Source organism: Rhizobium sp. FY34 (assembly GCF_005222845.1).
In the GTDB taxonomy this organism is placed as follows: domain Bacteria; phylum Pseudomonadota; class Alphaproteobacteria; order Rhizobiales; family Rhizobiaceae; genus Neorhizobium.
Genome location: NZ_STFZ01000011.1, coordinates 225,198 through 249,850 on the forward strand (window position 1 = coordinate 225,198; position 24,653 = coordinate 249,850).

Sequence of the window (24,653 nt, forward strand, 5' to 3'; positions counted from 1 at the left end):
CTGAGTGGTGGAGAGGCGCGGCACCATAGCGCCGGCCTGCAAAGACGCAAGGCCACAGCTTTTCTTTCAAGGACAAGACCGTGCAGGCCTGCCCTGCGCTTGCCCAAAGGCCTGACGAGTGCCAGAAGCCGTGGGCATTTCTCTCGCATCCCTTATGTCCAGGTCTCCATCCCGTGTCCGAACTTGCGCCACACATTCTGCTGTTCCTGTTTTTTGCCGCGATGATTGCCGGCTTTGTTGATTCGATTGCCGGTGGAGGCGGCCTGATCACCGTGCCCTGCATGTTGCTGGTCGGTATTCCGCCGCTCGAATCGATTGCGACGAACAAGGTGCAAGGCCCCTTCGGTGCAGCATCGGCAACCGTGGCCTATGCGCGGCGCGGCCATGTGGACCTGAAAAAGCAATTGCCCATGGCGCTGATTGCAGCGCTTGGCGGCGCGATCGGTGCGCTGATTGCCTCGCATATCCCAGGACGCGTTCTGGGTGCCGCCATCCCCTTCCTGCTGATCGGCATCGCGCTGTTCTTTGCGCTGAAACCCAATCTCTCGGACAAAGACAGCACGCGGCGGTTTTCGCCAGCCCTGTTTGCCGTCACCGCCGTTCCCTTCGTCGCCCTTTACGATGGCATATTCGGCCCCGGTGCCGGCTCATTCTATATGCTGGGCTTCGTGCTTCTGGCCGGCTTCGGGCTCTTGAAAGCCACGGCGCATACAAAGCTCATCAATCTTGGCTCCAATCTCGGATCGCTCGCCGTCTTTGCGGCAAACGGCGCAATCCTGTGGAAGGTTGGGCTATTGATGGGTGCTGGTCAATTGATCGGCGCGCAGATCGGGTCAAGGCTTGCCATGCGCGGCGGTGCCAAACTGATCAAGCCCTTGCTGGTGATTGTCTGCCTGGCCATGGCCGGCAAGCTCGTCTCCGATCCGGCCCATCCAATCCGTCTGTGGCTCGGCATATAGGGCGGGCTTCAGCCCTTCAGCGTCAGCGGCAGGCCGGCGGCAATGAAATAGACACGGTCGGCACTGGCGGCCAGGTTCTGGTGCAACCGTCCGGCATGGTCACGGAAGGTGCGCGCCATCTTGTTGTCCGGTACGATGCCGAGCCCGACTTCGTTCGAAACGAAAATCACCTGCGCCTTGCAGATAGATAGCGATGCGACGAGATCAGCGCACGCATCGGCCACATCTCGCTCGGCCATCATCAGATTGGTGACCCAGAGCGTCAGGCAATCGACCAGCACCACGCGGTCGGGACGATCGATTGCCGCAAGTGTACCAACCAGATCGACCGGCTCCTCATGCGTCACCCAGCCCTCGCCGCGCTGGGTTCGATGCAGGGCGATGCGATCCGCCATTTCAGTGTCCCATATCTGGCCGGTCGCGACATAGTGGCGTTCAAGACCGGTTTCCAGGCAGAGGTTTTCCGAAAAGCGCGACTTGCCGGACCGCGCGCCGCCCAAAACGAAGGTCACTGTGCCGGGCCGTGAGGATGTCATGCGATCTGCCATGCGAAGGAGGATGAAGAGGGACGGACCGGCCATCCGGTCTGTCAGGCATGAAAGAGCGGCGAATTCGTAGTGAAGGAGGTCGCCCGCCCTGGCCGATCATGACTGACTGACCTGAAACCTCGGTTGCCACCGCACGCGGATCCGGCTGCACCATGCAGCCCGCCAACCCCTCGCCCGATCGCACACATCATGACGATACGCCCGATTTGGTCCGTCCCGCATCCGGATCAAAATCCGGGCTGCGAGCGCCAATCGTGCGACAGCAGACGCCCCCTGTCAACGGACAGTCTGCCGCAGGACTTGCGCATGATCTGAAATAAGGGATTTGCGATTGATCGGCACCGGGTGATCAGGGTGCGGCGGGAAAACGCCGCCCGGTCCGCCTGTTTCAGACAAGACCATGCATGGATAGCGAGACAGGCTCCGGTACGCACTACCAACCCGGAACCGTCGCGGCCTCGCCACACATCCTGAATAGCGGGTCATTCCTTACCGAGGCGTTAGCTCCAGCAAAAAGAGTTCAGATTTTTTTCTGCCCGGTGCACATTTTTTGAAACAGGCTCCGCGCCGCTAATCGGACATGATCTGTCAAAGTTGAGGCGTGACATTTGCCGGATCAACGGTACCGACCGGTCGCGATCCGCATAAACGGTCAGATTCCGGGCAGGAAGGGCGGTTTGCGGGCAAATCCGGCCATCTGGCAGCCCTCTTTGCCGATGACCGGCCTGCTGCCAAAGGTTGATTTTCCCATCGGAACCCGTAGGCTGAAGGTCAAGAGCACAAAAAAACACCGGGAACATGCCTGCCGCGACAAGGCCGCCTTTGGCCGGGTTTCAACGACAGGACCAAGCAGGAACTCTGCTGCATCTGCATGGCTGCGGCAATTCATACAATCTCAGGTTAAATTCACTTTTTATGCCGTAGCTCATCAAACCCCACAAGACTGGGAGGTCTTAAGAGATGAACAAGCTTCTCGCTTCCACTGCCATTGCTGCCGGGCTTTTTGCTATGGCAGGCTCTGCCCAGGCGGCAGACTGCGGCGAGGTTTCCATCGCCGAAATGAACTGGGCGTCGGCTGGCGTTGCCGCTCAGGTCGATAAGATCATCCTGCAGGAAGGTTATGGCTGCAAGGTCACGCTGGTGACTGGCGACACAATGCCGACCTTCACCTCGATGAATGAAAAATCGCAGCCGGACATTGCCCCCGAATTGTGGGTCAATGCCGTGCGCACCCCGCTGGATGCGGCGGTTGCCGAAGGCCGCCTGATCATCGCGGCAGAAATCCTGGCGGACGGTGCCGTCGAAGGCTGGTGGATCCCGAAATTCCTCGCCGATGCCCATCCCGAGATCAAGACCGTTCAGGATGCCTTGAAGCGCCCCGATCTTTTCCCGGCACCGGAAGACGCCTCGAAGGGCGCCGTGCACAATTGTCCGTCCGGCTGGAACTGCCAAGTCTCCACCGCCAATCTCTACCGGGCAATGGATGCCAAGAGCAAGGGCTTCGATCTCGTGGACACGGGCTCGGCTGCCGGCCTTGACGGCTCGATCGCCAACTCGTTTGAAAAGAAGGTCGGCTGGATCGGCTACTACTGGGCGCCGACGGCCATTCTCGGCAAATACGAGATGGCAAAGCTTTCCTTCAACGTGCCGCATGACAAAGCAAGCTGGGATGCCTGCACCGCCGTACCGGATTGCCCGGACCCCAAGATCAATTCCTATCCCACCTCGCAGGCCTTTACCGTCGTAACGAAGGCCTTTGCCCAAAAGGCAGGCGTGGCGCTCGACTATGTGAAGGCGCGCAAATGGGGCAATGCCATGGTCAACGGCATTCTGGCCTGGCAGGACGAGAACCAGGGGACCAACGAGGATGCAGCGCGCTATTTCCTCAAGAACAATCCCGATGTCTGGACGAAATGGGTAAACCCGGACGCCGCGGCAAAGGTGAAGGCAGCGCTTTGACTTAAGGTCGGGATAGACTGTCGGCGCTAGGCGCCGGCAGTCGATACCCGGCGTGCAGATTGAAGACCAAAGATGGCTGGTCTGCGCGTCATCGGCCCGAGCAATGGAGGAAAAGATGGCAACCTGTTCCATCCTGCCGGATGTTCTGTGCAATTTTCCGGCAATCAGCGACACCTATATTCGCCAGGCGCGCAAGCTGATCGATGACAGCTTCAAGGGTCTCGTTCGCGAATATTCCACCGCGATCGACACGATGATCGAGCCCTTGCAATGGTTCCTGAACTTCCTCGAGCGGCTGTTCGTGACGTCGCCCTGGGTGCTGGTACTCGCCGTTCTCCTCACCATCGTCTATCTGGCCAGCCGCAGCATGGCGATTACGCTCGGTACCGCCATCGGCATGCTGCTGATCGGCATCGTCGGCCTCTGGCAGGATACGATGGTGACGCTTGCCATCGTCACGGTCTCGACGCTGATCGCCATCCTGATCGGCCTGCCGATCGGCATCCTCATGGCGCGATCCGACCGAGTGCAGGGGATCGTCAATCCCGTGCTTGACGTGATGCAGACCATGCCAAGCTTCGTCTACCTCATTCCCGTCGTGGTGATTTTCGGCATAGGCAAGGTTCCGGGCCTGATAGCGGTGGTCATCTATGCTGTGCCGCCGATGATCAGGCTGACCAATCTCGGCATCAGGCTGGTGGATCGCGACGTGCTGGAAGCGGCAGACGCCTTCGGCTCCTCACCCCGCCAAAAACTGATGAATGTGCAGATCCCGCTCGCTCTTCCCACGATCATGGCCGGCATCAACCAGACGATCATGATGTCGCTGGCCATGGTGGTGGTGGCCTCGATGGTAGGTGTCGGCGGCTTGGGCAAGAATACGCTACAGGCGATCAACAACCAGTTCTTCACCTTCGGCTTCCTCAACGGCTTTGCGCTGGTGGCCATCGCCATCATCTTCGATCGCACCAGCCAGGCCTTTGGCAAGCGCCTGCAGAAACATTCGGAGGTGGTGCATGGCTAGCCACGGCATCGAGATCCGCGGCCTCTACAAGATTTTCGGCCCGCATGGAGAACGCCATGTGCAGGCGGTGAAGAACGGCATGTCCAAGGCCGAGCTGAACGAGAGCCACGGCCATGTTCTGGGCCTGAAGGATATCACCATATCCATGCCGGCCGGCTGTATCACGGTAGTCATGGGCCTGTCCGGTTCCGGCAAGTCCACCCTCATCCGCCATATCAACCGGCTGATCGAGCCGACGGCAGGCGAGGTTGTCTATGATGGCCAGGACATCTGCCGCATGAGTACCGAGGAATTGCGGACTTTCCGCCGGCAAAGAACGGCAATGGTCTTCCAGAAATTCGCCCTTCTGCCGCACAGGACCGTTCTGGAAAACACCGTCTACGGCCTCGACATCCAGGGCGTGCCGCGCAGCGAGAGCCTGAAGACCGGGCGCCGCTGGATCGAGCGCGTCGGCCTGTCGGGTTTCGAGAGCCATTACCCCAACCAACTGTCCGGCGGCATGCAGCAGCGTGTCGGGCTTGCGCGGGCGCTGAGCAATGATGCCGATATCCTGTTGATGGACGAGGCCTATTCGGCCCTCGATCCGCTGATCCGCGTCGATATGCAGACCGTGCTGCTGGATCTGCAGGCGGAGTTGAAGAAAACGGTCGTGTTCATCACCCATGATCTCGACGAGGCGCTGCGGCTCGGCGACAAGATCGCCATCCTGCGCGATGGTCAGGTCATCCAGCAGGGATCGGGCCAGGAGATCGTGCTAAAGCCCGCCGACGATTACATAGCCTCCTTCGTGCGCGAGGTGAACCGCGCCCGCGTGATCGAGGTGCAGACGGTGATGCAGCCACCGGGAGAGGTGACAGGCATCACTGCGGGCGGATTGACGATCGCCTTCGGAACCACGCTCGAAGATGCGGCAAAGCGCATGACGGGTGCCGGTGCGGCAATGGCGCAAATCGTCTCCGGCGCTGGCGAGCCACTGGGGTATCTGGATCTGCCCACGCTGGTTGCAGCCATGGTGACCCCTGCCGCCCATGAAGAGAGACAGAAGCTGGCGGCCGAGTAAGGCCGCATGCAACCGGCAAGGCTGACACAAGAGTGTTTGCCGATTACAACTGCAGGCAGGTCGGCGACGAATCGGCAGCCCGGAGGAGACACCCATGCGCATGCCCAATCCGCTTGGCGATCTGATCGCTGAAAAGGGAATTCTGCTGGCCGATGGCGCGACAGGCACAAACCTGTTTGCCATGGGCCTGGAAGCCGGCGAAGCCCCGGAACTCTGGAATGAAAGCCATCCGGAGCGCATCGACAAGCTGCATCAGGATTTCGTCGATGCCGGCGCCGATATCATTCTCACCAATTCCTTTGGCGGCACGCGGCAGCGGCTGAAGCTGCACCAAGCGCAGGATCGGGTATTTGCCCTTAACAAACGCGCCGCTGAAATTGCCCGCAGCGTTGCCGATCGCGCGCCCCGCAAGGTCATCGTCGCAGGCTCCGTTGGCCCGACCGGTGAACTGCTCGTGCCGCTTGGCGCCATGACCTATGAGGAAGCCGTCGCAGCCTTTGTCGAGCAGATGGAAGGTCTCAAGGCCGGCGGAGCGGATGTGGCCTGGATCGAGACCATGTCGGCAGGCGATGAAATCCGCGCAGCAGCAGAGGCGGCCGTCAAGACCGGCATGCCCTATACCTATACCGCTTCCTTCGATACGGCCGGCAAGACCATGATGGGGCTTGCGCCGCGCGATCTGCCCGACGTGGCCCGCAGCATCGGCGATGGACCGCTCGCAGTCGGTGCCAATTGCGGCGTCGGCGCCTCCGATATCCTCTCAAGCCTTCTCGACATGACGGAGGCAGATCCGCAGGCAACCGTGATCGTCAAGGGCAATTGCGGCATTCCGGAATTTCGCGGTACGCAGATTTTCTATTCCGGCACGCCGCCGCTGATGGCCGACTATGCGCGGCTTGCGCGCGATGCCGGCGCCAAGATCATCGGCGGCTGCTGCGGCACGTCCTGCGATCATCTGGCGGCCATGCGCGCCGCACTGGACGATTACACACCCGGCCCCCGCCCGACGATTGAGACAATTGTCGAACGGATCGGCCCCTTGCGCAACAAATCCGCGGCCGAACCCGGCAGTGAACCGGGGCGCGAACGGCGCCGCCGCAGAAGCTAGAAGAAACCACGCATGAACAGCAATTCCACGACTGCTACCCGCGAAACCGTCGCTGACGCCCTGAACGGCCTGTCAGGCGATCATCAATCATGGCTGTGCTTGATGATGGAAAACCCGGTGAGCGACGATGCGCTTTTGAACGGGCTGCATCTTTATCTCGACCGCGCTTCGGCCGCACCGTTTCTCAATTCGCTGAAACTGCAGAAATGCGGCGACTGGCTGGGCAACGCGGCCCCTGCCCGTCTGCAGATCCGGCTGATGGAAGCCGCCAAATCCAGCCAGCATCCGGCCTATGCCGCCTTCCGTGATGGATATCTGCGCTCGGGCGGTTTCGAACGGGCCTATCCGAAAGCGCCGGTGTGATCTGAAGATCGGTTGAGCGAGGATCTCCGGTCTGAACCGGAGATCCTTGTCTTACGAACGGGACCTCGGCTTACCGTGGCCCCTGGTAGCGGTAGTGGGGACGCCAGACTTCCGCCTGGATCATGTCCGCCACGCGCGCCGCACCGCCTTGCTCCCTGGCGGGATCGGGCTCTCTTCAGGTGAAAGCGTCGGGCATGCTCTCCTTGCGCCGGGCGATGAAGGCCAGAAGAGCCTCGTCGATGGCAGGATCAAGCGGCGGCGCTTCGTAACTGTCGAGCCAGGAGCGGCAAAGGGCATTGGCGCGCTGTTCGATGCGCTTTTCGCCCTCGATTTCCCATTGCTCGAAGGAATTGTTGTCGGCAAGCGCCGAGCGATAGAAGGCCGTCTGGAAATGCGCCTGGGTATGGGCGCAGCCGAGATAATGCGCGCCGGGGCCAACCTCGCGGATGGCATCCATGGCCTGCCCCTCTTCGGAAAGATCGATTCCCGCCGCCATCTTCTGCATCATGCCGAGCTGATCCTGGTCGATCATGAATTTCTCATAGGAGGAGACAAGCCCCCCCTCCAGCCAGCCGGCGGCATGCAGTACGAAATTCGTGCCGGCCAGAAGCGTCGTATTCAGCGTATTGGCGCTTTCATGCGCCGCCTGCGCATCCGGCACCTTGGAGGCGCAGAGAGAGCCGCCGGTTCGAAACGGCAGGCCGAGACGGCGCGCCAGCTGAGCCGCTCCATAGGAGACAAGCGAGGGTTCTGGCGTGCCGAAGGTCGGTGCGCCAGACTGCATGGAGATGGAAGCGGCAAACGTGCCGAACAGAACCGGCGCACCCGGTCGGATCAGCTGGGTGAAGGCGGCTCCAGCCAGCACTTCGGCGAGGATCTGCGTCAGCGTTCCGGCGACCGTGACCGGGCTCATGGCCCCCGACAGGATGAAGGGCGACAGCACGCAGGCCTGGTTGTGGCGGGCATAGACCTTGGCGGCACCCAACATCGTCTCATCGAAGACCATCGGCGAATTGGCATTGATGAGGTTGAGCATGACCGTGTTGTTCTCGACGAAATCATCGCCGAACAGGATCTTGCACATGGCAACCGAATCTTCGGCGCGCTCCGGCGCCGTCACCGACCCCATGAAGGGCTTGTCGGAATATTTGATGTGGGAATAGACCATGTCGAGATGCCGCTTGTTGACCGGCACATCGACCGGCTCACACAGCGTTCCCCCCGAATGGTGCATGGAGGGCGCCATATAGGCAAGCTTCACGAAATTGCGGAAATCCTCGATCGTCGCATAGCGGCGGTTGCCATCCAGATCGCGCACGAAGGGAGGACCGTAAACGGGCGCAAACACGGTGGCATTGCCGCCGATCTGCACGCTGCGCGCCGGGTTTCGGGCATGCTGGGTAAACACCTGCGGCGCCGTCTTCAAAAGCGCGCGGCAGAGGCCCTTGGGGAAATGCACCCGCTCACCCTTCACATCGGCGCCCGCCTGGCGCCAGAGTTCGAGCGCTTCGGCATCGTCACGGAACTCGATGCCGATCTCCTCCAGGATCGTATCGGCATTGTGCTCGATGATCTGCAGGCCTTCCTCGTCCAGCACATCATAGACGGCGATCCTGCGCGAAATGTAGGGAAGCGACAGGCCCGGCCCGCCACCGGCACGCGAAGCGCGGCGTGCGGCCGCCCCGCGCTCTCCCCGTCCGCGACGGCTGCCTGCGGTGGTATCGGCTGGCTGGTTGATCTCGTCCATGATGTTTCCTCGCTCCCGTGCCGTTTCGCCCATGCCCACTCTGGCACATGCCTCACTTTGCCATGCTAGGCCAAGTTTTCGCAAATATCTGCCCGTCTGCGCCACGGCCTTGCGAAAGACGGACATGGACCATTGCAAATGCGTCGCGAATGGTCACCCACTCGTCGCATTCGTGCTGAAAATCGGAAACAGTTTGCAGTTAGACTGGGATCGGGCAAGCTGGAGGAGCAAGCCCACGCCTCATCGCGATTCTCCCACCCAAGGAGCTGACCATGTCCGACGATGATATCATTCTGGCCGAACTGTCCGACGAGGAACTTGTGCAGCAGATGCACGATGATCTCTATGATGGAATGAAGGAGGAGATCGAGGAGGCGACACATATCCTTCTCGAGCGCGGCTGGACGCCCTATGACATCCTGACCCAGGCGCTGGTCGAAGGTATGCGCATTGTCGGGATCGATTTCCGCGATGGCATTCTGTTTGTGCCGGAAGTTCTGCTGTCGGCCAATGCCATGAAGGCCGGCATGACCATATTGCGGCCGCTGCTGATTGCCACCGGCGCGCCAAAGCTCGGCAAGATGGTGATCGGCACCGTCAAGGGCGACATTCACGACATCGGCAAGAACCTGGTGGGCATGATGATGGAGGGCGCCGGCTTCGACGTCGTCGATCTCGGCATCAACAATCCGGTCGAAAACTATCTCGATGCGCTGGAGCGGGAAAAGCCGGATATTCTCGGCATGTCGGCACTTTTGACGACGACCATGCCCTATATGAAGGTTGTCATCGATACGATGAAGGAAAAAGGCCTGCGCGATGACTATATCGTGCTGGTGGGCGGTGCGCCGCTGAATGAGGAATTCGGCAGGGCTGTCGGCGCGGATGCCTATTGTCGCGATGCCGCAGTGGCTGTGGAAACCGCCAAGGACTATATCCGCCGCAAGCATAACAGTCTGGCGGCTGGCTGAGGCGGAAAAGGCCGGCCCTTCGAGGGGACCGGCCTTCCATCCGGCCATGCCTGATGTTTAGCGAGCAGCGCGTTCTACGCTGCGGCCGGCATCCTGCGTGGCATTGACGGTATTTGCCGTATCGCGGCCAACGCCACGGATCGTATTGCCGCAGGAAGAGAGCGTAACCATCGTTGCGCAAAGAGCCGCAATTACGGTGAATGTCTTGGCCGTCATAGTGTTTACTCCGGTGGAATGGGTCAAAAAATCGTGTCGGAATGTTTGGTTCCGCCTGTGGAACGTTCGAAACGCGAAAAGGTTCACGTGATTGCGTGCGGCGCGCTTGCCCGCGAGATTCTTGCCGTCTGTTCGCAGCACGGGCTCGACCATATCGACCTGCATTGTCTGCCGGCGATCTGGCATGCTTATCCGCAAAAGATCGTTCCGGGGCTTGAGGCAGCCCTCGTTGCGGCGCGGGCAACAGGCTTTAAGACGATCTTCTTTGCCTATGCCGATTGCGGCACCGGCGGCGACATCGACAGGCTGTGTGCCCGCGAAGGCATCCGCCGCATTGAAGGACCGCACTGTTATTCCTTCTTTTCCGGCAATGCCGCCTTCGAGGCCCGTGCCGACGAGGATGTGACGTCCTTCTTTCTCACCGATTTCCTTGCCCGCCAGTTCGAGGCCTTCGTGATCGAACCGCTGGGCCTTAACCGGCACCCGGAGTTGAAGGACATGTATTTCGGCAATTACAAAAAGCTCGTCTACCTGGCGCAGGAGGAAGACGAGGCACTTGTGGCCAAGGCGCGCGATGCAGCGGCCTATCTCGGCCTCGCTTACGAATACCGCCTCACCGGCTATGGCGACCTGCCGGACGCATTATCAACAGTTTAACCCTTTCTTGGCCGGCCTATCGCTAAGGATAGCGCCAAACTGAAAAGGTGGGCGAAACCATGCACGAAAAGCATCCGGCAAGACTAGTGGTGATGACGGCCGGCGGAGCAAACCCGCAAGCCATGATCAACCTGCTGTCGCAGCATTTTGCCCATCTGCATGTGATCGAGGAGGCTTACGAGACGAAGGGCGAATTGCTCAAGCGTCGTGCCGCCAAGCTCGGTTGGCCTGTGGCGCTCGGCCAATTGGGCACGATGATCGTCTCGCGGCTTGGCAAGAGGGCGGCTGCCGCCCGAGCAAGGGAGATCCTGGACGAATATGATCTCTCGGCAATGCAGGACCCTACCGTGGCGCTCACATCCGTTGCCTCGCTCAATGATGCAGAGACGCTGTCTGCCCTGCAAAGACTGAAACCCGATCTGGTCTTCACCATTTCCTGCCGGCTTTTGACGCGCGCCACACTTACCGCCATTCCCTGCCCGATCGTCAATTTCCATGCCGGCATAAACCCCATCTATCGCGGCCAGATGGGCGGCTATTGGGCGCGCATCGAAGATGACGAACAGAATTTCGGGGCAACGCTGCATCTGGTCGATGCGGGCACCGATACCGGCGCGACACTGGCGGAAGTGCGCGTCAAACCCGACCGGCGCGACACGATCTCCACCTATCCGCTGCTGCTGACGGCCGCCGGTGCGCAGATGACAGCGCGGGTGCTGAAAGACGTGGCAGACGGCAAGGCCATCCCCTACAAGCAGATGGGTCGGTCTGCCCTGCGCTTTCCACCAACGATCTGGACCTATCTCTATCACGGGGTCCGACGCGGCATCTGGTGAGCCCTGGCTTTCCTGCGTCCTCACTTCGTAATTGCGGCATCCGGCGTCGTGCGCGGTGTAGTCAAGCCGGGTTTTGACGTGCATTCTGCACATCAACGGGAGGCATGTCATGGCGGATCGCATCGTCGTTTTCTGGCGAGACATTCCAGCGCAGGTCATCATCAAAAAGGGTCGCCAGACCGCCAAGCGCGAGCTGTCGCTGCGCTTCACCGAGGCGATCGACATGGCTGCCATGCGCACCGGCGCCGCTGAAACCGACGATTACCTCGCCGAATGGCGCAAGGCCGATCCGATCCCCGTATCCGATGATCTGGAAGCCGAAGCAGACCGGGCGGCGGATGAACTGGAGACGGCCTATGACAAGGCCCGGCTTGTGGCGCTGGTGAAAGCCGGAGGCCGGGACAATGGCTGATGGCAAACTGCAGGTCGGCAATGCCGCGCCCCGCGCCAAGGCGGCAACCGGCGACTATATGCCCGCCGACGTCTCGCCCAACCGGCGCGTCCAGCGACGCTATTCGATCCGCCTCTGGTCAGTGCGCCATGCGCGCCTGCTCGAATGGTTCTATGCCCGCTTTGCCAAGGCCTTCCTGCTGCTGCATCCGCTGTGGAAGGCGCTCGGCTATCAGCGGGTCGAGGCGCCGGTCACCTTTGTCGAAAAGCATGTGAAAGGCCTGCTGTTTGACTGTCGCATGTGCGGCCAATGCGTGCTGTCATCGACAGGCATGTCGTGCCCGATGAACTGTCCGAAACAGTTGCGCAACGGGCCCTGCGGCGGCGTGCGTGCCAATGGCAATTGCGAGGTGGAACCGGACATGCCCTGCGTCTGGATGAAGGCCTGGGAAGGGTCACGCAGCATGATGGCCGGCGATGCGATCATGGCGGTGCAGAAGCCCGTCAACCAGTCGCTGCGCGAGACCTCGTCCTGGCTGCGGGTCACGGCGCAGGCGGCAAGCGAAGCCGATGCCGATCGCGCCACAAAAAGCCAAGGGACCTGATGCGATGACAGACGGTGCGCGCCATCCTGACGAAAATCCCCAGGGCGTGCATCTACCGCTCGATCCCCTGCCCGGCCATTCCTCGCAAGGCCGACTGGAGCGGGTGCTGCGACGCGGCGAATTTGCCGTGACCGCCGAGCTTAATCCACCCGACAGCGCAGACCCTGAAGATGTCTATGCCCGCGCCAAGGTGTTTGACGGCTGGGTGGACGGCATCAATGCGGTGGATGCCTCAGGCGCAAATTGCCACATGTCCTCGGTCGGCATCTGCGCCCTTCTGACGCGCATGGGCTATACGCCGATCATGCAGATCGCCTGCCGCGACAGGAACCGCATCGCCATTCAGGGTGACGTGCTGGGAGCGGCAGCCATGGGCGTTGCCAATATCCTGTGCCTGACGGGCGATGGCGTGCAGGCGGGCGACCAGCCGGGCGCAAAGCCGGTGTTTGATCTCGATTGCATGTCGCTTCTGGAAACCATCCGCACCATGCGCGATGAAAGCCGCTTTCTTTCCGGCCGCAAGCTTTCAACGCCACCGCGCGTGTTTCTCGGCGCCGCCATCAATCCCTTTGCACCACCTTACGATTTCCGCCCCTACCGGCTTGCAAAGAAGATCGTCGCCGGCGCCCAGTTCGTGCAGAGCCAGTACTGTTTCGATGTGCCGATGTTTCGCACCTACATGGACAAGGTGCGCGAGCTTGGCCTGCACGAGCATTGCCATATCCTTGTCGGCGTCGGCCCGCTCGCATCCGCCAAAACCGCCCGCTGGATCCGCGCCAATGTGCCGGGCATCCATATTCCCGATGCCATCATTGCCCGTCTGGAAGGTGCTGCCGACCAGAAGCGCGAAGGCAAGCAGCTCTGCATCGACATCATCAACGAGGTCAAGGAAATCAAGGGCGTCTCGGGCATTCACGTGATGGCCTATAGGCAGGAGGAGTTTGTCGCCGAGATCGTCCATGAAAGCGGCGTGCTTAAGGGCCGCAAACCCTGGACGCGCGAACCGGCACAGGATGTGCGCAAGGTCGCCGATCGCTTGACCGACATCATGGACCGGCCCGTGGAGCACCAGCAGGATATGGCCGGTCGTGCCGCCGCTGCGCCGGGTTCCCCAATGGAATCAGCCGGCCAGTAGCCTGAGAATTTTTGAACGAACGACGCGACAGGACCAGAAGCACACATGAAAAATACCGGCGCATGCTGCCGGATCAACCGGAGGGAATGCCTGCCATGACACGCACCATCGTCGCATCCGCCACCCGTGAAATCGTCATCGGCTTCGATCAGCCCTTCTGCGTCATCGGCGAGCGGATCAACCCGACCGGCCGCAAGAAGCTTGCGGCAGAAATGATCGAGGGCAATTTCGACACGGTGATCAAGGACGCGCTGGAGCAGGTCGCAGCAGGCGCCACCATGCTCGATGTCAATGCCGGCGTCACCTCCGTCAACCCGAACGAGACCGAGCCGGCGCTGCTCATCAAGACACTGGAGATCGTGCAGAACCTCGTCGATGTGCCGCTCTCCATCGACAGTTCCGTGACTGCGGCCATCGAGGCGGCGCTGAAGGTCGCCAAGGGGCGGCCGCTGGTCAATTCCGTGACCGGCGAGGAGGAAAAGCTCGAGGCCATCCTGCCGCTTTGTGCCAAATACAATGTGCCGGTGGTGGCGATTTCCAATGACGAGACCGGGATTTCGATGGACCCTGACGTGCGCTTTGCGGTGGCCAAGAAAATCGTCGAGCGCGCCATGGACTACGGCATCAAACCCTATGACGTGGTGGTCGATCCGCTGGTCATGCCGATCGGTGCGCTAGGCGATGCAGGCCGGCAGGTCTTTGCGCTGTTGCGCCGCCTGCGCGAGGAGTTGAAGGTCAACACCACCTGCGGCCTTTCCAATGTCTCCTTCGGCCTGCCGCACCGCCATGGCATCAATGCCGGTTTCATCCCGATGGTCATCGGTGCCGGCATGACATCGGCGATCATGAACCCCTGCCGGCCGCAGGAAATGGAGGCGGTGCGCGCCGCCAATGTGCTGAACGGCACCGATGCCAATTGCGCCCAGTGGATCATGACCTATCGCGACTACAAGCCCGCAGAAGGCGGAGCAGCATCCCTCGCCTCTCCTGCCGGTGGTGGCGGCGGGCGCCGTGGCGGACGGGCTGCCCGTGCCGGGGCCGGCGCGGCGACGGAGTGAGTGCCATGTCGAGACGATATACGCGCATCGCGACTCCAGCTACGGTCCGGCTTCAACTGCTAATAGACGAAAAGGCGGAATGCCAATCTGCCTGCGTCACCAGCCCGTTCATGAGGAGCTGGGTTTCGGCGACAGAAAGGCCGCAAGATGCAGTATGACTGGAGCGGGAGCGATTACCGCCGTCGCATGTTTGTTCGCCTCGGCTTTGTAATCGCGTCAGCCACGGCCCTATTGGCCGTTACTCTTGTGAAATTGATCTAAGCGTTCGTCTGGGTCCCACCGCCGGTCACGACGTGACTGGCTGTGGGGCCTGAGACCACCCAAGAACCGCGTTCCTCGATCGTTAAGCGTAAGCCATGACCGAAACCGATCCCCTTGTATTGTTCATGCCCTCCGGCAAGAGAGGCCGCTTTCCCGTGGGCACGACAGTGCTGGATGCCGCGCGCCAGCTCGGCGTCTATGTCGAAAGTGTCTGCGGCGGACGCGCCACCTGCGGCCGTTGCCAGATCGAGGTGCAGGAGGGCCACTTCGCCAAGCATGGCATCACCTCGGCAGAGGAGCACATCTCGCCGCTTGGGGCCAAGGAGCGGCGCTATGCAGAGGTTAGAACCCTGCCGGCGGGTCGCAGGCTTTCCTGTTCCGCCACCATCAAAGGCGATCTCGTTGTCGACGTGCCACCCGATACGGTGGTCAATGCGCAGGTGATCCGTAAGGCAACCAGCGACCGGCTGATCGAGCGCAACCCGGCCATCCAGCTCTGCTATGTCGAAGTGGACGAGCCGGACATGCACAAGCCGCTCGGCGATCTCGACCGGCTGAACGTGATGCTGGAACGCGACTGGGGATTTCGCGATCTCCTGGTCGCCTCACATCTCCTGCCGAAGGTGCAGGGCATCCTGCGCAAGGGAAACTGGGCGGTGACGGCTGCCATCCACCGCGATGTCGAGACGGATCGCCCGCATCTCGTGGCGCTCTGGCCCGGCCTGCACAACGAAGCCTATGGCATTGCCTGCGATATCGGCTCGACGACCATTGCGCTGCATCTGGTTTCGCTACTGTCGGGCCGAGTAATTGCCTCTTCCGGCAGTGCCAATCCGCAGATCCGCTTCGGCGAAGACCTGATGAGCCGCGTCTCCTATGTGATGATGAACCCGGACGGTCGCGAAGCGATGACGCGCGCCGTGCGCCAGGCGATCAACGAGCTGATCGAGAAGGCCTGCATTGAGGGCGGCATTGATCGGCAATCGATCCTCAACGCGACCTTCGTCGCCAATCCCATCATGCATCACCTGTTTCTCGGCATCGACCCGACAGAGCTTGGCCAGGCGCCCTTTGCGCTCGCCGTCTCCGGCGCTCTCGACATCTGGGCGCGTGACGTCGATCTTAGCCTCAATCCCGGCGCCCGCGTCTATATGCTGCCCTGTATTGCCGGCCATGTCGGGGCCGATGCCGCGGCCGCCACGCTTGCCGAAGGGCCGCATCGTCAGGACCGGATGATGCTGCTTGTCGATGTCGGCACCAATGCGGAAATCGTGCTGGGCAATAGACACCGGATGGTCGCGGCATCCTCGCCCACCGGCCCGGCCTTTGAAGGCGCCGAAATTTCCGGCGGCCAGCGCGCTGCCCCCGGCGCCATCGAGCGGGTGCGCATTGACCCGGCAACGCTTGAGCCGCGCTTTCGCGTCATCGGCGTGGAACCCTGGTCAGACGAGGAAGGCTTTGCTGAAGCGTCTGAGACAACCGGCGTGACCGGCATTTGCGGCTCGGCGATCATCGAAGTGGTGGCGGAAATGTATCTAACCGGCATCATCACCGAAGATGGCGTGGTCGATGGCACGATGGCCGCCAGAAGCCCGCGCATCCTCGAGACCGGCCGGACGTTTTCCTACCTGCTGCATCAGGGCGCGCAGACCATCACCGTCACCCAGAACGACGTGCGGGCGATCCAGCTTGCCAAGGCGGCCCTTTATGCCGGCATCAAGCTGCTGATGGAAAAGCTTGGTGTGGATAGTGTCGATACCATCCGCTTTGCCGGCGCCTTCGGTTCCTTCATCGATCCGAAATATGCGATGGTTCTCGGCCTCATTCCCGATTGCGACCTCGCAGAAGTCAAGGCCGTCGGCAATGCCGCCGGCACCGGCGCGCTGATGGCGCTGCTCAACCGCAACCACCGCCGCGAGGTGGAGGAGACGGTGCGCACAATCGAAAAGATCGAGACGGCGCTGGAGCCGAGGTTCCAGGAACTGTTCGTCAATGCCATGGCGCTGCCAAACAAGGTGGATGGTTTTCCCAATCTCGCCGCAGCCGTGACCCTGCCGGAGCGTCGCGGCGGCGGTAGTGACACAGGCGACGGGGGTGGCCGGCGCCGGCGCCGCAATCGCGAGTGACCCGTTTACGCGGCTTGATCGACAAGGTCAGGCAGCGACGCGCTGCATCTCCAGATAGGATTCGCGGATGCTTTCGGCCACCGCCTTGGCGGGAATAGAGAGTTGCGAGGCCGACAATAGCCGGACATCGAAGGTCATCAGTTCCGGCAGGCCCTCCTTCTGTCCCAGCAGCACCATGTCATCGGTGATGTAAGAGCGCGGGAACGGCGCAATCGCCAGATCCGAGACGACAGCGGCACGCTGCGCCATGGTATTGGCGCTGAGATAGGCGATGCGATAGGGCCGCTTCATCTGTTCCAGACCATCGACAGCCACTTGGCGCCAGATGCAGCCATCCTCCCAGATGGAAATCGGCAACGGGTCGCGCAGATGCGCACTCCCGCACTTGGCACCGGCCCAGACCAGCTTGTCGCGATAGACGACCTCGCCGGGAGCAAGATCGCTGCGGGCGGAATAGTTGACAAGCGCCAGATCGAGCCGCTGTTCGTCCATGCGTCGGCGCAGCTTCATACTCATATCCACCGTCACATCCACCATGATGCCCGGAAACTTGCCGGCGAAATCCTTGAGAATGCTGGGTAGAAGGCGCTCGGCAATATCATCGGCAGCCCCCACCCGCACCACACCCGACAATTCCGGCATGATGAAACGCGACACCGCCTCATTCGACAGCGCGATCATCCGCCGTGCATAGGTGAGCAGCATTTCACCATGCGGCGTGAGAGACACCGAGCGCGCATCGCGCAGGAACAGTGTCGTGCGCAGCTGTTCTTCCAGCTTCTTGATCTGCATGGAGACAGCCGAGGGCGTGCGCAGAACAGCTTCCGCCGCCGTAGAAAAATTGCCGGTATCGGCAATCGCCACAAAGGTGCGTAGCACGTCATTGTCGAGCAGCGGCAGCGAGGAGCGGAATGGTCCGGGATGAAAGGGCGCGTTCATGCTCTCAACCTTCAATTAAACTGAACATAAAGACCATATCATTGCGTTTGATTGATCGTCAATCCGCATGCATGGTTCTCTCCATCAGCAAACGAACATCACGAAATATCATCACAGATATTCAGCGTATTCGATTGATTGATGAATGACAGCGGCGCACATCTGCGCAGTCAGAAACCGAAGCAAGCAAAGGAACATCGCAATGACAATGATCATCGACCACAGGCCCACCTCTCGAAAGCTTACCCTCGGCCCCGCTTTACAGGGAATGCAGACCGCGCTCACCTATCTGGGCAACCGCCTGGCGCAGGCCCGAATGGCCCATCTCCGCCGCCGCACGGCATGGCAGATGGAAGCCCTGTCTTTTGATCTGCGCAAGGATCTCGGCTGGCCTGCCGACGACGCCAACAGCCGGGGTTCGCGCTGAATGCCAAATTGCGACATCCCCTCGTCATCCGTGTCCTGCCCCAACAGACACGGGTGGCGAATTTTTGCTGGTTCTACTAAAGCTTAAGCCGAAGCGGCGCTTTGCGTGCAGATGATCAGAAAAGCGGCACAGCATGTCGCAAAGAATCCACCGACCTGACAATCTATTGTTGTTCACGACGCAAATCCCGATCTTGATGTCGTATATGAGACATTGAACGACCATAGTTTCACGCGAGGAATGGCAAGCCGCCACGGAGCCCCTCGCCGATGAACAAGACCCAGGTCAAGAAGCGCACGCTCGTCTTCTTCCTCGTGCCCCATTTTACCATGTTGCCCTTTGCGGCAGCGGTCGAAACCCTGCGCATCGCCAATCGCATGCTCGGCTATCCAGCCTATGACTGGCGTCTCACCTCGGTCGATGGCCAGAAAGTCTATTCCTCAAGCGGCATCGGGCTTGAGGTGAATTCCTCGCTGGCCGAGGAACGCCGGGCACTCGGCGGCGAGCACCGCCCCAGCATGGTGCTGATCTGTTCGGGCATCTATGTGGAGGAATTCAACAACAAATCGGTGAATGCCTTTCTGCGCGAGACCTATAATCGCGGCGTCGCCGTCGGCAGCCTCTGTACGGGCGCCCATATCCTGGCCCAGGCGGGCCTGCTGAACGGCAAACGCTGCGCCATTCACTGGGAGAACCTGCCGGGCTTTGCCGAAGCCTTTCCGCAGGCGGAAGTCTATGCAGATCTCTACGAAGTCGACAGCAACCTCTATACCTGCGCCGGCGGCACGGCCTCGCTCGACATGATGCTGAACCTGATCGGTCAGGATTTTGGCGAGGCGCTGGTCAACCGCGTCTGCGAACAGCAGTTGACCGACCGGGTGCGCAGCCCGCATGATCGCCAGCGCCTGCCTTTGCGCGCCCGTCTCGGCGTTCAGAATGGCAAGGTTCTGCAGATCATCGAACTGATGGAAAGCCATCTGGCCGAGCCTTTGTCGCTCGTGGAAATCGCCGATGACGCCGGTCTGTCACGCCGGCAGATCGAACGGCTGTTTCGCCAGGAAATGGGACGGTCGCCGGCCCGCTACTATCTGGAGATCAGGCTTGACCGTGCCCGTCACCTGTTGGTGCAATCCTCCATGCCGGTGGTCGAGGTGGCGGTTGCCTGCGGCTTCGTGTCCGCCTCGCACTTCTCCAAGTGTTATCGCGAGGTCTACAATCGCTCACCGCAGCAGGAACGGGCCGAGCGCAAGCTCACGGTCTCCACCGCACGCACTGGCGTCGTGGTATAGTCCGATATTCAGGCCGTGAGATAAAGAACGTCGCCGGTCGCACTGGCATCAAAAACCGGCGACTGGCGCAAGGGGGCTGATGCCGCCTCGCCCAGAACGCTCATCCAGTGGTCAGAAAACACCCGGTCACGACCGCCCTGCTTGGCCATATAGAGAAACTGGTCGGCAGCGTTCAGATAGTTGTCAAAGGTCTCTCGCGCCTGCACCTCCGCCACCCCGATCGACACGGTAACGGAAATATCCTTGTCGCCCGCCACGAAGTGGATCTTGGCCATTTCCTGGCGCAACCGCTCGCAGAAGATCGAGGCGCGCGCGCCATCCATCTGGGTCAGAAGAAGACCGAACTCCTCGCCCCCGAGGCGACAGAGCAGATGCCCCTCGCCCTGCAGCAGATGCGCAAGTCGGGCCGCCAGACCAATCATCACCGTATCGCCCATATCGTGACCATAGGTCTCGTTCACTCGGCGAAAATGGTCAATGTCGATGATGGCAACAGTGCTGGCCATGCCTGTGTCGAGACCCTTCTCGATCAGTTCCGGGCCTTTCAGGTAAAAGTGCCGTCGATTGTAGAGACCGGTCAGCGAATCGCTCGCGGCTGCCTGCCGCAATTGCTTGATCTGGGTCAGCGTATCGATGCTGTGCGCCACGCGGCACTGCACCTCTTCCGGCAAGAGCGGCTGATAGACCACGTCGCTGGCACCCGCCTTCAGGAAGCCGACGGACAAGAAGCGGTCGTCCGTTGCCAGCACTCCGATGATGCGCAGGCGATCCGGCCCATATTTGCGGCGGATGCGGCGGACCAGTTGCAGGCCGTCCATATCCGGCAGGTTCTGCTTGGTCACCACCAGTTCGACATCCGGATGGCGCTCGACAAGGATCAGCGCATCGGCACCGGAGACAGCCTGCTCGACGACCAGCAATTGCGCGCCAAGCATGGCGACAAGCCGCCCGCGGGTCTCTTCGTCGTCATCGACGACCAGAACGCGGATATCCCGGTTGGCCAGCGCCCGGCGCACCGATTCGACAATCGTATCGCAGGCGCGCTCATTGTCCTTGACAACATAATCCACGACCCGCCGGTCGAGTATGCGTTCGCGCACGGACAGATCGAAGCTGCCGGTAAAGACAACCACCGGAATTCCATGCGCCACCACCAGATCCAGCACCTCGCCGTAGGGCGAACCGGGAAGATTAAGATCAACGACCGCAATCGGATAGTTTTCGCGCCGCTCCGCCAAGGTCTTTTCCAAGGCCGGCATGCTGGCGCAATGCACCACATTGCGCCCGAGTTCCTCACGGAAACGATAGGAGAGGATGGATGCGAATGTCCGCGAATCCTCGATGAGGAGGACAGGTCCATCATGTCGATCGCGTTTCAACGCGACGTCTTGCTGGACATAGGGCATTCGCTTTCCTTTGCGGACTTAAGCCGAGACAGCCGTCTTGACAGCGGCATCGCGGCGCTGCGCCGCCTGGTTCGACCTAATCTGCACCAGGGTATCGAGGTTCTGGTTAACGCGGCAATAGAACTCTTCATCGATGAAGGGTCGCAGCATGAAATCATTGCCGCCTGCTTTCAGGAAGCGCGCAGACAAGAGCCGGTCGGTGGAAGAGGAGACGCCGATGACGCGAAGCTCGTGCGAGCCGCGCACCGAGCGAATGCGGCGCGTCAATTCAAAGCCGTCGATGTCGGGCATGTTGTAGTCGGTAACGACGAGACCGATATCGGCATTCTTCTTCAGAAGATCGATGGCCTTTGCACCATTTTCGGCAACGCTCACACGGAAATTGTAGCGCTTCAGACGGGTGGACAGAAGCGCACGCGCCGTCGGGCTGTCATCGACGATGAGCACATGGTGGCGATGGTTGGTCAGAAAGCGGCAGACCGATTCCACCAGCATTTCCACGGCAAACACATTGTCCTTCAGGATATAGTCGACGATGTCCTTAGCCAGAAGCTTTTCGCGGGTATGTTCCTGGAACGTACCAGTAAACACGATCGTCGGGATATTGAGATCGACCAGATATTCCAGCGCCTCGCCGTTTTCGGCACCCGGAAGATTGATATTGGAAATCGCCAGCGTCACCGGATCGTCGGACAACTCATTGGCCATCATCAGATCTTCATAGGTGCGGCAGATCTCAACATCGATATCGAATATTTCCTTCAGCCTCTGACGAATCATCGATGTGAATACGTTCGAATCTTCGGCAAGAATGATCCGGACATCCGGAAACTGCTCACCAGAATACTGCATCCCGGAAATACCCAGATAAGTCATAGCCAACCTTCTACTCTTGCGGATAGCCCTTTATAAACATCGGCAATTGCTGAAACATTAAGTCTGCGAAAGACTTGTTCCAGAATACAATAAAAAAGGCGGCCCATGGCGGCCGCCTTCTCAATATGGTCAATCAATTCCTAGCTCAGGCGCGGATAGCGGCATTGTCGGCGTCAAACGGGCTTTCCGGCACCACCGTTGCCTCAAATAGCGAACCGAGAATCTTGATCTTCAGCTTCGTGCCAATGACGCTATAGGCCGGCGCCACCATGGCAAGTGCCAGGGATTTCCCGATGCGCCAGCCATATCCACCACCCGTGGCACGCCCCACCAGTGCGCCCGCCTCGTTGTAGATCGCTTCGGAGCCGCGTGCATCGACATCCGTATTGCCTTCGACAATCAGCGTGACGAAATGGTAGCGCAGGCCCTTTTCCTTGGCAGCCACCATGGCATCACGACCGATGAACGGTTTTTCCGGCTTGATGAAGCGCTCGAGGCCAGATTCATAGGCGTTGTATTCGATGGAGAGTTCGCGGCCCATGTTGCGGTAGGACTTTTCGACCGCCATCGACACCATGGCGCGGATACCAAAGGGCTTGATGCCGAATTCGGCACCGGCTTCCATCAGCTGGTCGAAGATAGTGGCCTGCATTTCGATCGGGTGATGCAGTTCCCAACCCAGTTCGCCGATGAAGTTGACGCGCAGTGCGTGGGCTGTCGCAACGCCGACGGCGATCTTCTTGCCCGTCAGCCAGGGGAAATCCTTATTCTCCAGGCTGGTGCGGGTGAGCTTCTTCAACAGCTGACGCGATTTGGGACCAGCCAGCACCAGCACGCCGTACTTCTGCGTGATCGGCTGGAGCGTAACAGAGCCATCCTTCGGGGCAAGCTTCTGCAACAGATCATGGTCATGAGCTTCGAGGAAACCGGCCGAGACCATGTAGAAACGGTCCGGTGCCCATTCATAGACGGTGAACTCCGCCTTCACGCCACCGGCCGGTGTCGGCAGATGGCAGAGCGCGATGCGACCGCGCTTCTTCGGGATGACATTGGCGAAGATCGATTCGAGGAAAGCGCGTGCGCCTGGGCCGGACACTTCCATCTTGGCAAAGGCCGACATGTCGAGCACGCCGACATTCTCATGGACGTTTTTCACCTCATTGCCGACATGCTCGAAATAGTTCGAGCGGCGGAACGACCATTTTTCCACGATGCGACCGTCTTCGGTCGGCGGCGCATGATTATGGCTGGTGATGACATCGGCACCGACGCCGAGCTGATCGGCGGGTACTTCATAACCTTCCGGCGCAAACCAGTTGGCGCGTTCCCAGCCGTAGACTGAGCCGAATACGCCGCCCAGTTTCTTCAGACGGTCATAGACCGGCGTCACTTTCAGCGGACGGGCAGCTGAACGTTCCTCGTCCGGATAGTGCATGGTAAAGACGTTCGAATAGGCTTCCTCGTTCTTGGCAATCAGATAGCCTTCGGTTGCGTAAGGGCCGAAGCGGCGCGGATCGACTCCCATCAGATCGACGGTCGGCTCGCCATCGACGATCCATTCCGCCAGCTGCCAGCCGGCGCCGCCGGCTGCCGTAATGCCGAAGGAGTGGCCCTCGTTCAGCCAGAAATTCTTCAAACCCGGCGCCGGTCCGACAATCGGATTGCCATCCGGTGTATAGGCAATCGCGCCGTTATAAACCTTCTTGATGCCCACTTCGGCAAAGGCCGGCACGCGGGCAATCGCCGTCTCGATATGCGGCATCAAACGGTCGAGGTCTTCCTGGAACAGTTCGTATTCGCTCTCTGACGAGGGACCATCGACATAACAGACTGGCGCGCCCACTTCATAGGGGCCGAGGATGAGGCCGCCAGCTTCCTCGCGCATATACCAGGCACTGTCGGATTCGCGCAAAACCCCCATTTCCGGCAGGCCCTGGCGACGACGCTCCTGGATCGCCGGATGCGGTTCGGTGACGATATACTGGTGCTCGACGGGAATGACCGGCACATCGAGACCGACCATTTCGCCGGTCTTGCGGGCAAAATTGCCGGTACAGGAAATGATGTGCTCGGCAGTGATCTCGCCCTTGTCGGTCGTGACCTTCCAGAGACCGTCCGCCTGCTGGGAAATCGCCGTGACAGTGGTGTTGCGATAGATCGTGGCACCCAGATCGCGTGCGCCCTTGGCCAGCGCCTGAGTGAGGTCAGCCGGCTGGATATAACCATCGTCGGGATGCTGGATGGCGCCCAGAATGCCGTCCGTTTCGCAGAGCGGCCAGATCTCCTTCACCTGTTCCGGCGTCAGGATATTGACCGTGACACCGATCGTCTCGGCAATGCCGGCATAGTACATATACTCGTCCCAGCGGTCCTTGGTACGGGCCAGGCGAATATTGGAGACCTTCGAGAAGCCGACATTCATGCCGGTTTCTTCCTGCAATTCCTGGTAAAAGCGCACCGAATATTTGTGCAGCTGCCCCACCGAATAGGACAGGTTGAAGAGCGGCAGCAGGCCTGCGGCATGCCAGGTGGAGCCGGATGTCAGCTCCTTGCGCTCGATCAGAACGACATCGTTCCAACCCTTCTTCGCCAGATGATAGAGCGTCGAGACCCCGACCACTCCGCCGCCGATCACAACTGCCCGTGCATGTGTTTTCATCTGAGCTAACCCCTCTGAACAAACCGGGTGCCCG

At 60.4% G+C, this 24,653-nt stretch carries 23 protein-coding genes; 16 read left to right on the forward strand and 7 right to left on the reverse strand.

Going from position 1 to position 24,653, the window contains the following annotated elements; genetic code table 11:
• Nucleotides 1–173: 173 nt before the first annotated feature.
• Entirely contained in the window at nucleotides 174–959 is a 786-nt protein-coding gene (locus E8M77_RS08095; protein WP_137130122.1) for a TSUP family transporter, read from the forward strand.
• An 8-nt stretch (nucleotides 960–967) separates the two neighbouring features.
• Here the strand turns inward: E8M77_RS08095 and cobU are convergent, their stop codons facing one another.
• Nucleotides 968–1,495: a bifunctional adenosylcobinamide kinase/adenosylcobinamide-phosphate guanylyltransferase gene (cobU, locus tag E8M77_RS08100; protein ID WP_137130123.1), complete on the reverse strand. Its 528-nt coding sequence runs from the start codon at nucleotides 1,493–1,495 to the stop codon at nucleotides 968–970.
• Nucleotides 1,496–2,467: 972 nt separating this feature from the next.
• Between cobU and E8M77_RS08105 the strand changes: the two genes are divergently transcribed.
• The 5 genes from E8M77_RS08105 to E8M77_RS08125 all read left to right on the forward strand — a co-directional run bounded on the left by E8M77_RS08105 (nucleotide 2,468) and on the right by E8M77_RS08125 (nucleotide 7,021).
• Complete coding sequence (locus E8M77_RS08105) at nucleotides 2,468–3,466, forward strand: ABC transporter substrate-binding protein (RefSeq protein ID WP_137130124.1); 999 nt, start codon at nucleotides 2,468–2,470, stop codon at nucleotides 3,464–3,466.
• A gap of 115 nt (nucleotides 3,467–3,581) precedes the next feature.
• A complete protein-coding gene (locus tag E8M77_RS08110; RefSeq protein WP_137130125.1) occupies nucleotides 3,582–4,490 on the forward strand; it encodes a proline/glycine betaine ABC transporter permease in 909 nt (302 codons plus the stop codon).
• On the forward strand, nucleotides 4,483–5,550 hold the full coding sequence (locus E8M77_RS08115; RefSeq protein WP_137130126.1) for a glycine betaine/L-proline ABC transporter ATP-binding protein: 1,068 nt from the start codon (nucleotides 4,483–4,485) through the stop codon (nucleotides 5,548–5,550). Before E8M77_RS08110 ends, E8M77_RS08115 begins: the two co-directional genes overlap by 8 nt.
• Nucleotides 5,551–5,644: 94 nt before the next feature.
• On the forward strand, nucleotides 5,645–6,658 hold the full coding sequence (bmt, locus tag E8M77_RS08120; RefSeq protein ID WP_137130127.1) for a betaine--homocysteine S-methyltransferase: 1,014 nt from the start codon (nucleotides 5,645–5,647) through the stop codon (nucleotides 6,656–6,658).
• Between the two features lie 12 nt (nucleotides 6,659–6,670).
• Nucleotides 6,671–7,021 (forward strand): hypothetical protein, encoded by a 351-nt coding sequence (locus E8M77_RS08125; protein ID WP_137130128.1) that lies wholly within the window; start codon nucleotides 6,671–6,673, stop codon nucleotides 7,019–7,021.
• Between the two features lie 175 nt (nucleotides 7,022–7,196).
• Here the strand turns inward: E8M77_RS08125 and E8M77_RS08130 are convergent, their stop codons facing one another.
• The gene (locus E8M77_RS08130) at nucleotides 7,197–8,768 is read right to left on the reverse strand and encodes a trimethylamine methyltransferase family protein (protein ID WP_137130129.1); all 1,572 of its coding nucleotides are present in this window, start codon (nucleotides 8,766–8,768) and stop codon (nucleotides 7,197–7,199) included.
• A 272-nt stretch (nucleotides 8,769–9,040) separates the two neighbouring features.
• Here E8M77_RS08130 and E8M77_RS08135 point away from each other — a divergent pair, with 272 nt between their 5' ends.
• The gene (locus E8M77_RS08135; protein ID WP_137130130.1) at nucleotides 9,041–9,739 is read left to right on the forward strand and encodes a B12-binding domain-containing protein; all 699 of its coding nucleotides are present in this window, start codon (nucleotides 9,041–9,043) and stop codon (nucleotides 9,737–9,739) included.
• Nucleotides 9,740–9,796: 57 nt separating this feature from the next.
• On the opposite strand, the gene E8M77_RS08140 is transcribed toward E8M77_RS08135, so the two are convergent.
• Nucleotides 9,797–9,910 carry an entericidin gene (locus E8M77_RS08140; RefSeq protein WP_246659191.1) on the reverse strand — a complete coding sequence of 38 codons (114 nt, stop codon included), beginning with the start codon at nucleotides 9,908–9,910 and terminating at the stop codon, nucleotides 9,797–9,799.
• A gap of 63 nt (nucleotides 9,911–9,973) precedes the next feature.
• Here E8M77_RS08140 and E8M77_RS08145 point away from each other — a divergent pair, with 63 nt between their 5' ends.
• The 7 genes from E8M77_RS08145 to E8M77_RS08175 all read left to right on the forward strand — a co-directional run bounded on the left by E8M77_RS08145 (nucleotide 9,974) and on the right by E8M77_RS08175 (nucleotide 17,023).
• Entirely contained in the window at nucleotides 9,974–10,612 is a 639-nt protein-coding gene (locus E8M77_RS08145; protein ID WP_137130132.1) for a DUF1638 domain-containing protein, read from the forward strand.
• 59 nt (nucleotides 10,613–10,671) lie between these two features.
• Nucleotides 10,672–11,448 carry a formyl transferase gene (locus E8M77_RS08150; RefSeq protein ID WP_137130133.1) on the forward strand — a complete coding sequence of 259 codons (777 nt, stop codon included), beginning with the start codon at nucleotides 10,672–10,674 and terminating at the stop codon, nucleotides 11,446–11,448.
• Between the two features lie 109 nt (nucleotides 11,449–11,557).
• The gene (locus E8M77_RS08155; RefSeq protein ID WP_137130134.1) at nucleotides 11,558–11,860 is read left to right on the forward strand and encodes a virulence factor; all 303 of its coding nucleotides are present in this window, start codon (nucleotides 11,558–11,560) and stop codon (nucleotides 11,858–11,860) included.
• Nucleotides 11,853–12,443 carry a methylenetetrahydrofolate reductase C-terminal domain-containing protein gene (locus tag E8M77_RS08160; protein ID WP_137130135.1) on the forward strand — a complete coding sequence of 197 codons (591 nt, stop codon included), beginning with the start codon at nucleotides 11,853–11,855 and terminating at the stop codon, nucleotides 12,441–12,443. Before E8M77_RS08155 ends, E8M77_RS08160 begins: the two co-directional genes overlap by 8 nt.
• Nucleotides 12,444–12,447: 4 nt before the next feature.
• Nucleotides 12,448–13,578 (forward strand): methylenetetrahydrofolate reductase, encoded by a 1,131-nt coding sequence (locus E8M77_RS08165; protein WP_137130136.1) that lies wholly within the window; start codon nucleotides 12,448–12,450, stop codon nucleotides 13,576–13,578.
• Between the two features lie 95 nt (nucleotides 13,579–13,673).
• The gene (locus E8M77_RS08170) at nucleotides 13,674–14,636 is read left to right on the forward strand and encodes a methyltetrahydrofolate cobalamin methyltransferase (RefSeq protein ID WP_137130137.1); all 963 of its coding nucleotides are present in this window, start codon (nucleotides 13,674–13,676) and stop codon (nucleotides 14,634–14,636) included.
• A 356-nt stretch (nucleotides 14,637–14,992) separates the two neighbouring features.
• A complete protein-coding gene (locus E8M77_RS08175) occupies nucleotides 14,993–17,023 on the forward strand; it encodes an ASKHA domain-containing protein (protein ID WP_137130138.1) in 2,031 nt (676 codons plus the stop codon).
• A gap of 27 nt (nucleotides 17,024–17,050) precedes the next feature.
• On the opposite strand, the gene E8M77_RS08180 is transcribed toward E8M77_RS08175, so the two are convergent.
• A complete protein-coding gene (locus E8M77_RS08180) occupies nucleotides 17,051–17,962 on the reverse strand; it encodes a LysR family transcriptional regulator (RefSeq protein WP_137130139.1) in 912 nt (303 codons plus the stop codon).
• 202 nt (nucleotides 17,963–18,164) lie between these two features.
• Between E8M77_RS08180 and E8M77_RS08185 the strand changes: the two genes are divergently transcribed.
• Both E8M77_RS08185 and E8M77_RS08190 read left to right on the forward strand, forming a co-directional pair.
• Nucleotides 18,165–18,389: a hypothetical protein gene (locus tag E8M77_RS08185; protein ID WP_137130140.1), complete on the forward strand. Its 225-nt coding sequence runs from the start codon at nucleotides 18,165–18,167 to the stop codon at nucleotides 18,387–18,389.
• A 269-nt stretch (nucleotides 18,390–18,658) separates the two neighbouring features.
• Nucleotides 18,659–19,678, forward strand: coding sequence for a GlxA family transcriptional regulator (locus tag E8M77_RS08190; protein ID WP_137130141.1), 1,020 nt, complete (start codon nucleotides 18,659–18,661; stop codon nucleotides 19,676–19,678).
• A gap of 8 nt (nucleotides 19,679–19,686) precedes the next feature.
• Here E8M77_RS08190 and E8M77_RS08195 read toward each other — a convergent pair whose 3' ends face one another.
• The 3 genes from E8M77_RS08195 to E8M77_RS08205 all read right to left on the reverse strand — a co-directional run bounded on the left by E8M77_RS08195 (nucleotide 19,687) and on the right by E8M77_RS08205 (nucleotide 24,619).
• The gene (locus E8M77_RS08195) at nucleotides 19,687–21,084 is read right to left on the reverse strand and encodes a diguanylate cyclase (protein WP_137130142.1); all 1,398 of its coding nucleotides are present in this window, start codon (nucleotides 21,082–21,084) and stop codon (nucleotides 19,687–19,689) included.
• Between the two features lie 18 nt (nucleotides 21,085–21,102).
• Nucleotides 21,103–21,960, reverse strand: coding sequence for a response regulator (locus E8M77_RS08200; RefSeq protein ID WP_137130143.1), 858 nt, complete (start codon nucleotides 21,958–21,960; stop codon nucleotides 21,103–21,105).
• A 145-nt stretch (nucleotides 21,961–22,105) separates the two neighbouring features.
• The gene (locus E8M77_RS08205) at nucleotides 22,106–24,619 is read right to left on the reverse strand and encodes an FAD-dependent oxidoreductase (protein WP_137130144.1); all 2,514 of its coding nucleotides are present in this window, start codon (nucleotides 24,617–24,619) and stop codon (nucleotides 22,106–22,108) included.
• Nucleotides 24,620–24,653 lie beyond the last annotated feature (34 nt).

Bases quoted from the DNA above. Each gene is read 5' to 3' on its own strand.
- cobU (WP_137130123.1), bottom strand. From the start codon at position 1,495: ATGACATCCTCACGGCCCGGCACAGTGACCTTCGTTTTGGGCGGCGCG.
- E8M77_RS08105 (WP_137130124.1), top strand. From the start codon at position 2,468: ATGAACAAGCTTCTCGCTTCCACTGCCATTGCTGCCGGGCTTTTTGCT.
- E8M77_RS08110 (WP_137130125.1), top strand. From the start codon at position 3,582: ATGGCAACCTGTTCCATCCTGCCGGATGTTCTGTGCAATTTTCCGGCA.
- E8M77_RS08115 (WP_137130126.1), top strand. From the start codon at position 4,483: ATGGCTAGCCACGGCATCGAGATCCGCGGCCTCTACAAGATTTTCGGC.
- bmt (WP_137130127.1), top strand. From the start codon at position 5,645: ATGCGCATGCCCAATCCGCTTGGCGATCTGATCGCTGAAAAGGGAATT.
- E8M77_RS08125 (WP_137130128.1), top strand. From the start codon at position 6,671: ATGAACAGCAATTCCACGACTGCTACCCGCGAAACCGTCGCTGACGCC.
- E8M77_RS08130 (WP_137130129.1), bottom strand. From the start codon at position 8,768: ATGGACGAGATCAACCAGCCAGCCGATACCACCGCAGGCAGCCGTCGC.
- E8M77_RS08135 (WP_137130130.1), top strand. From the start codon at position 9,041: ATGTCCGACGATGATATCATTCTGGCCGAACTGTCCGACGAGGAACTT.
- E8M77_RS08140 (WP_246659191.1), bottom strand. From the start codon at position 9,910: ATGGTTACGCTCTCTTCCTGCGGCAATACGATCCGTGGCGTTGGCCGC.
- E8M77_RS08145 (WP_137130132.1), top strand. From the start codon at position 9,974: ATGGGTCAAAAAATCGTGTCGGAATGTTTGGTTCCGCCTGTGGAACGT.
- E8M77_RS08150 (WP_137130133.1), top strand. From the start codon at position 10,672: ATGCACGAAAAGCATCCGGCAAGACTAGTGGTGATGACGGCCGGCGGA.
- E8M77_RS08155 (WP_137130134.1), top strand. From the start codon at position 11,558: ATGGCGGATCGCATCGTCGTTTTCTGGCGAGACATTCCAGCGCAGGTC.
- E8M77_RS08160 (WP_137130135.1), top strand. From the start codon at position 11,853: ATGGCTGATGGCAAACTGCAGGTCGGCAATGCCGCGCCCCGCGCCAAG.
- E8M77_RS08165 (WP_137130136.1), top strand. From the start codon at position 12,448: ATGACAGACGGTGCGCGCCATCCTGACGAAAATCCCCAGGGCGTGCAT.
- E8M77_RS08170 (WP_137130137.1), top strand. From the start codon at position 13,674: ATGACACGCACCATCGTCGCATCCGCCACCCGTGAAATCGTCATCGGC.
- E8M77_RS08175 (WP_137130138.1), top strand. From the start codon at position 14,993: ATGACCGAAACCGATCCCCTTGTATTGTTCATGCCCTCCGGCAAGAGA.
- E8M77_RS08180 (WP_137130139.1), bottom strand. From the start codon at position 17,962: ATGAACGCGCCCTTTCATCCCGGACCATTCCGCTCCTCGCTGCCGCTG.
- E8M77_RS08185 (WP_137130140.1), top strand. From the start codon at position 18,165: ATGACAATGATCATCGACCACAGGCCCACCTCTCGAAAGCTTACCCTC.
- E8M77_RS08190 (WP_137130141.1), top strand. From the start codon at position 18,659: ATGAACAAGACCCAGGTCAAGAAGCGCACGCTCGTCTTCTTCCTCGTG.
- E8M77_RS08195 (WP_137130142.1), bottom strand. From the start codon at position 21,084: ATGCCCTATGTCCAGCAAGACGTCGCGTTGAAACGCGATCGACATGAT.
- E8M77_RS08200 (WP_137130143.1), bottom strand. From the start codon at position 21,960: ATGACTTATCTGGGTATTTCCGGGATGCAGTATTCTGGTGAGCAGTTT.
- E8M77_RS08205 (WP_137130144.1), bottom strand. From the start codon at position 24,619: ATGAAAACACATGCACGGGCAGTTGTGATCGGCGGCGGAGTGGTCGGG.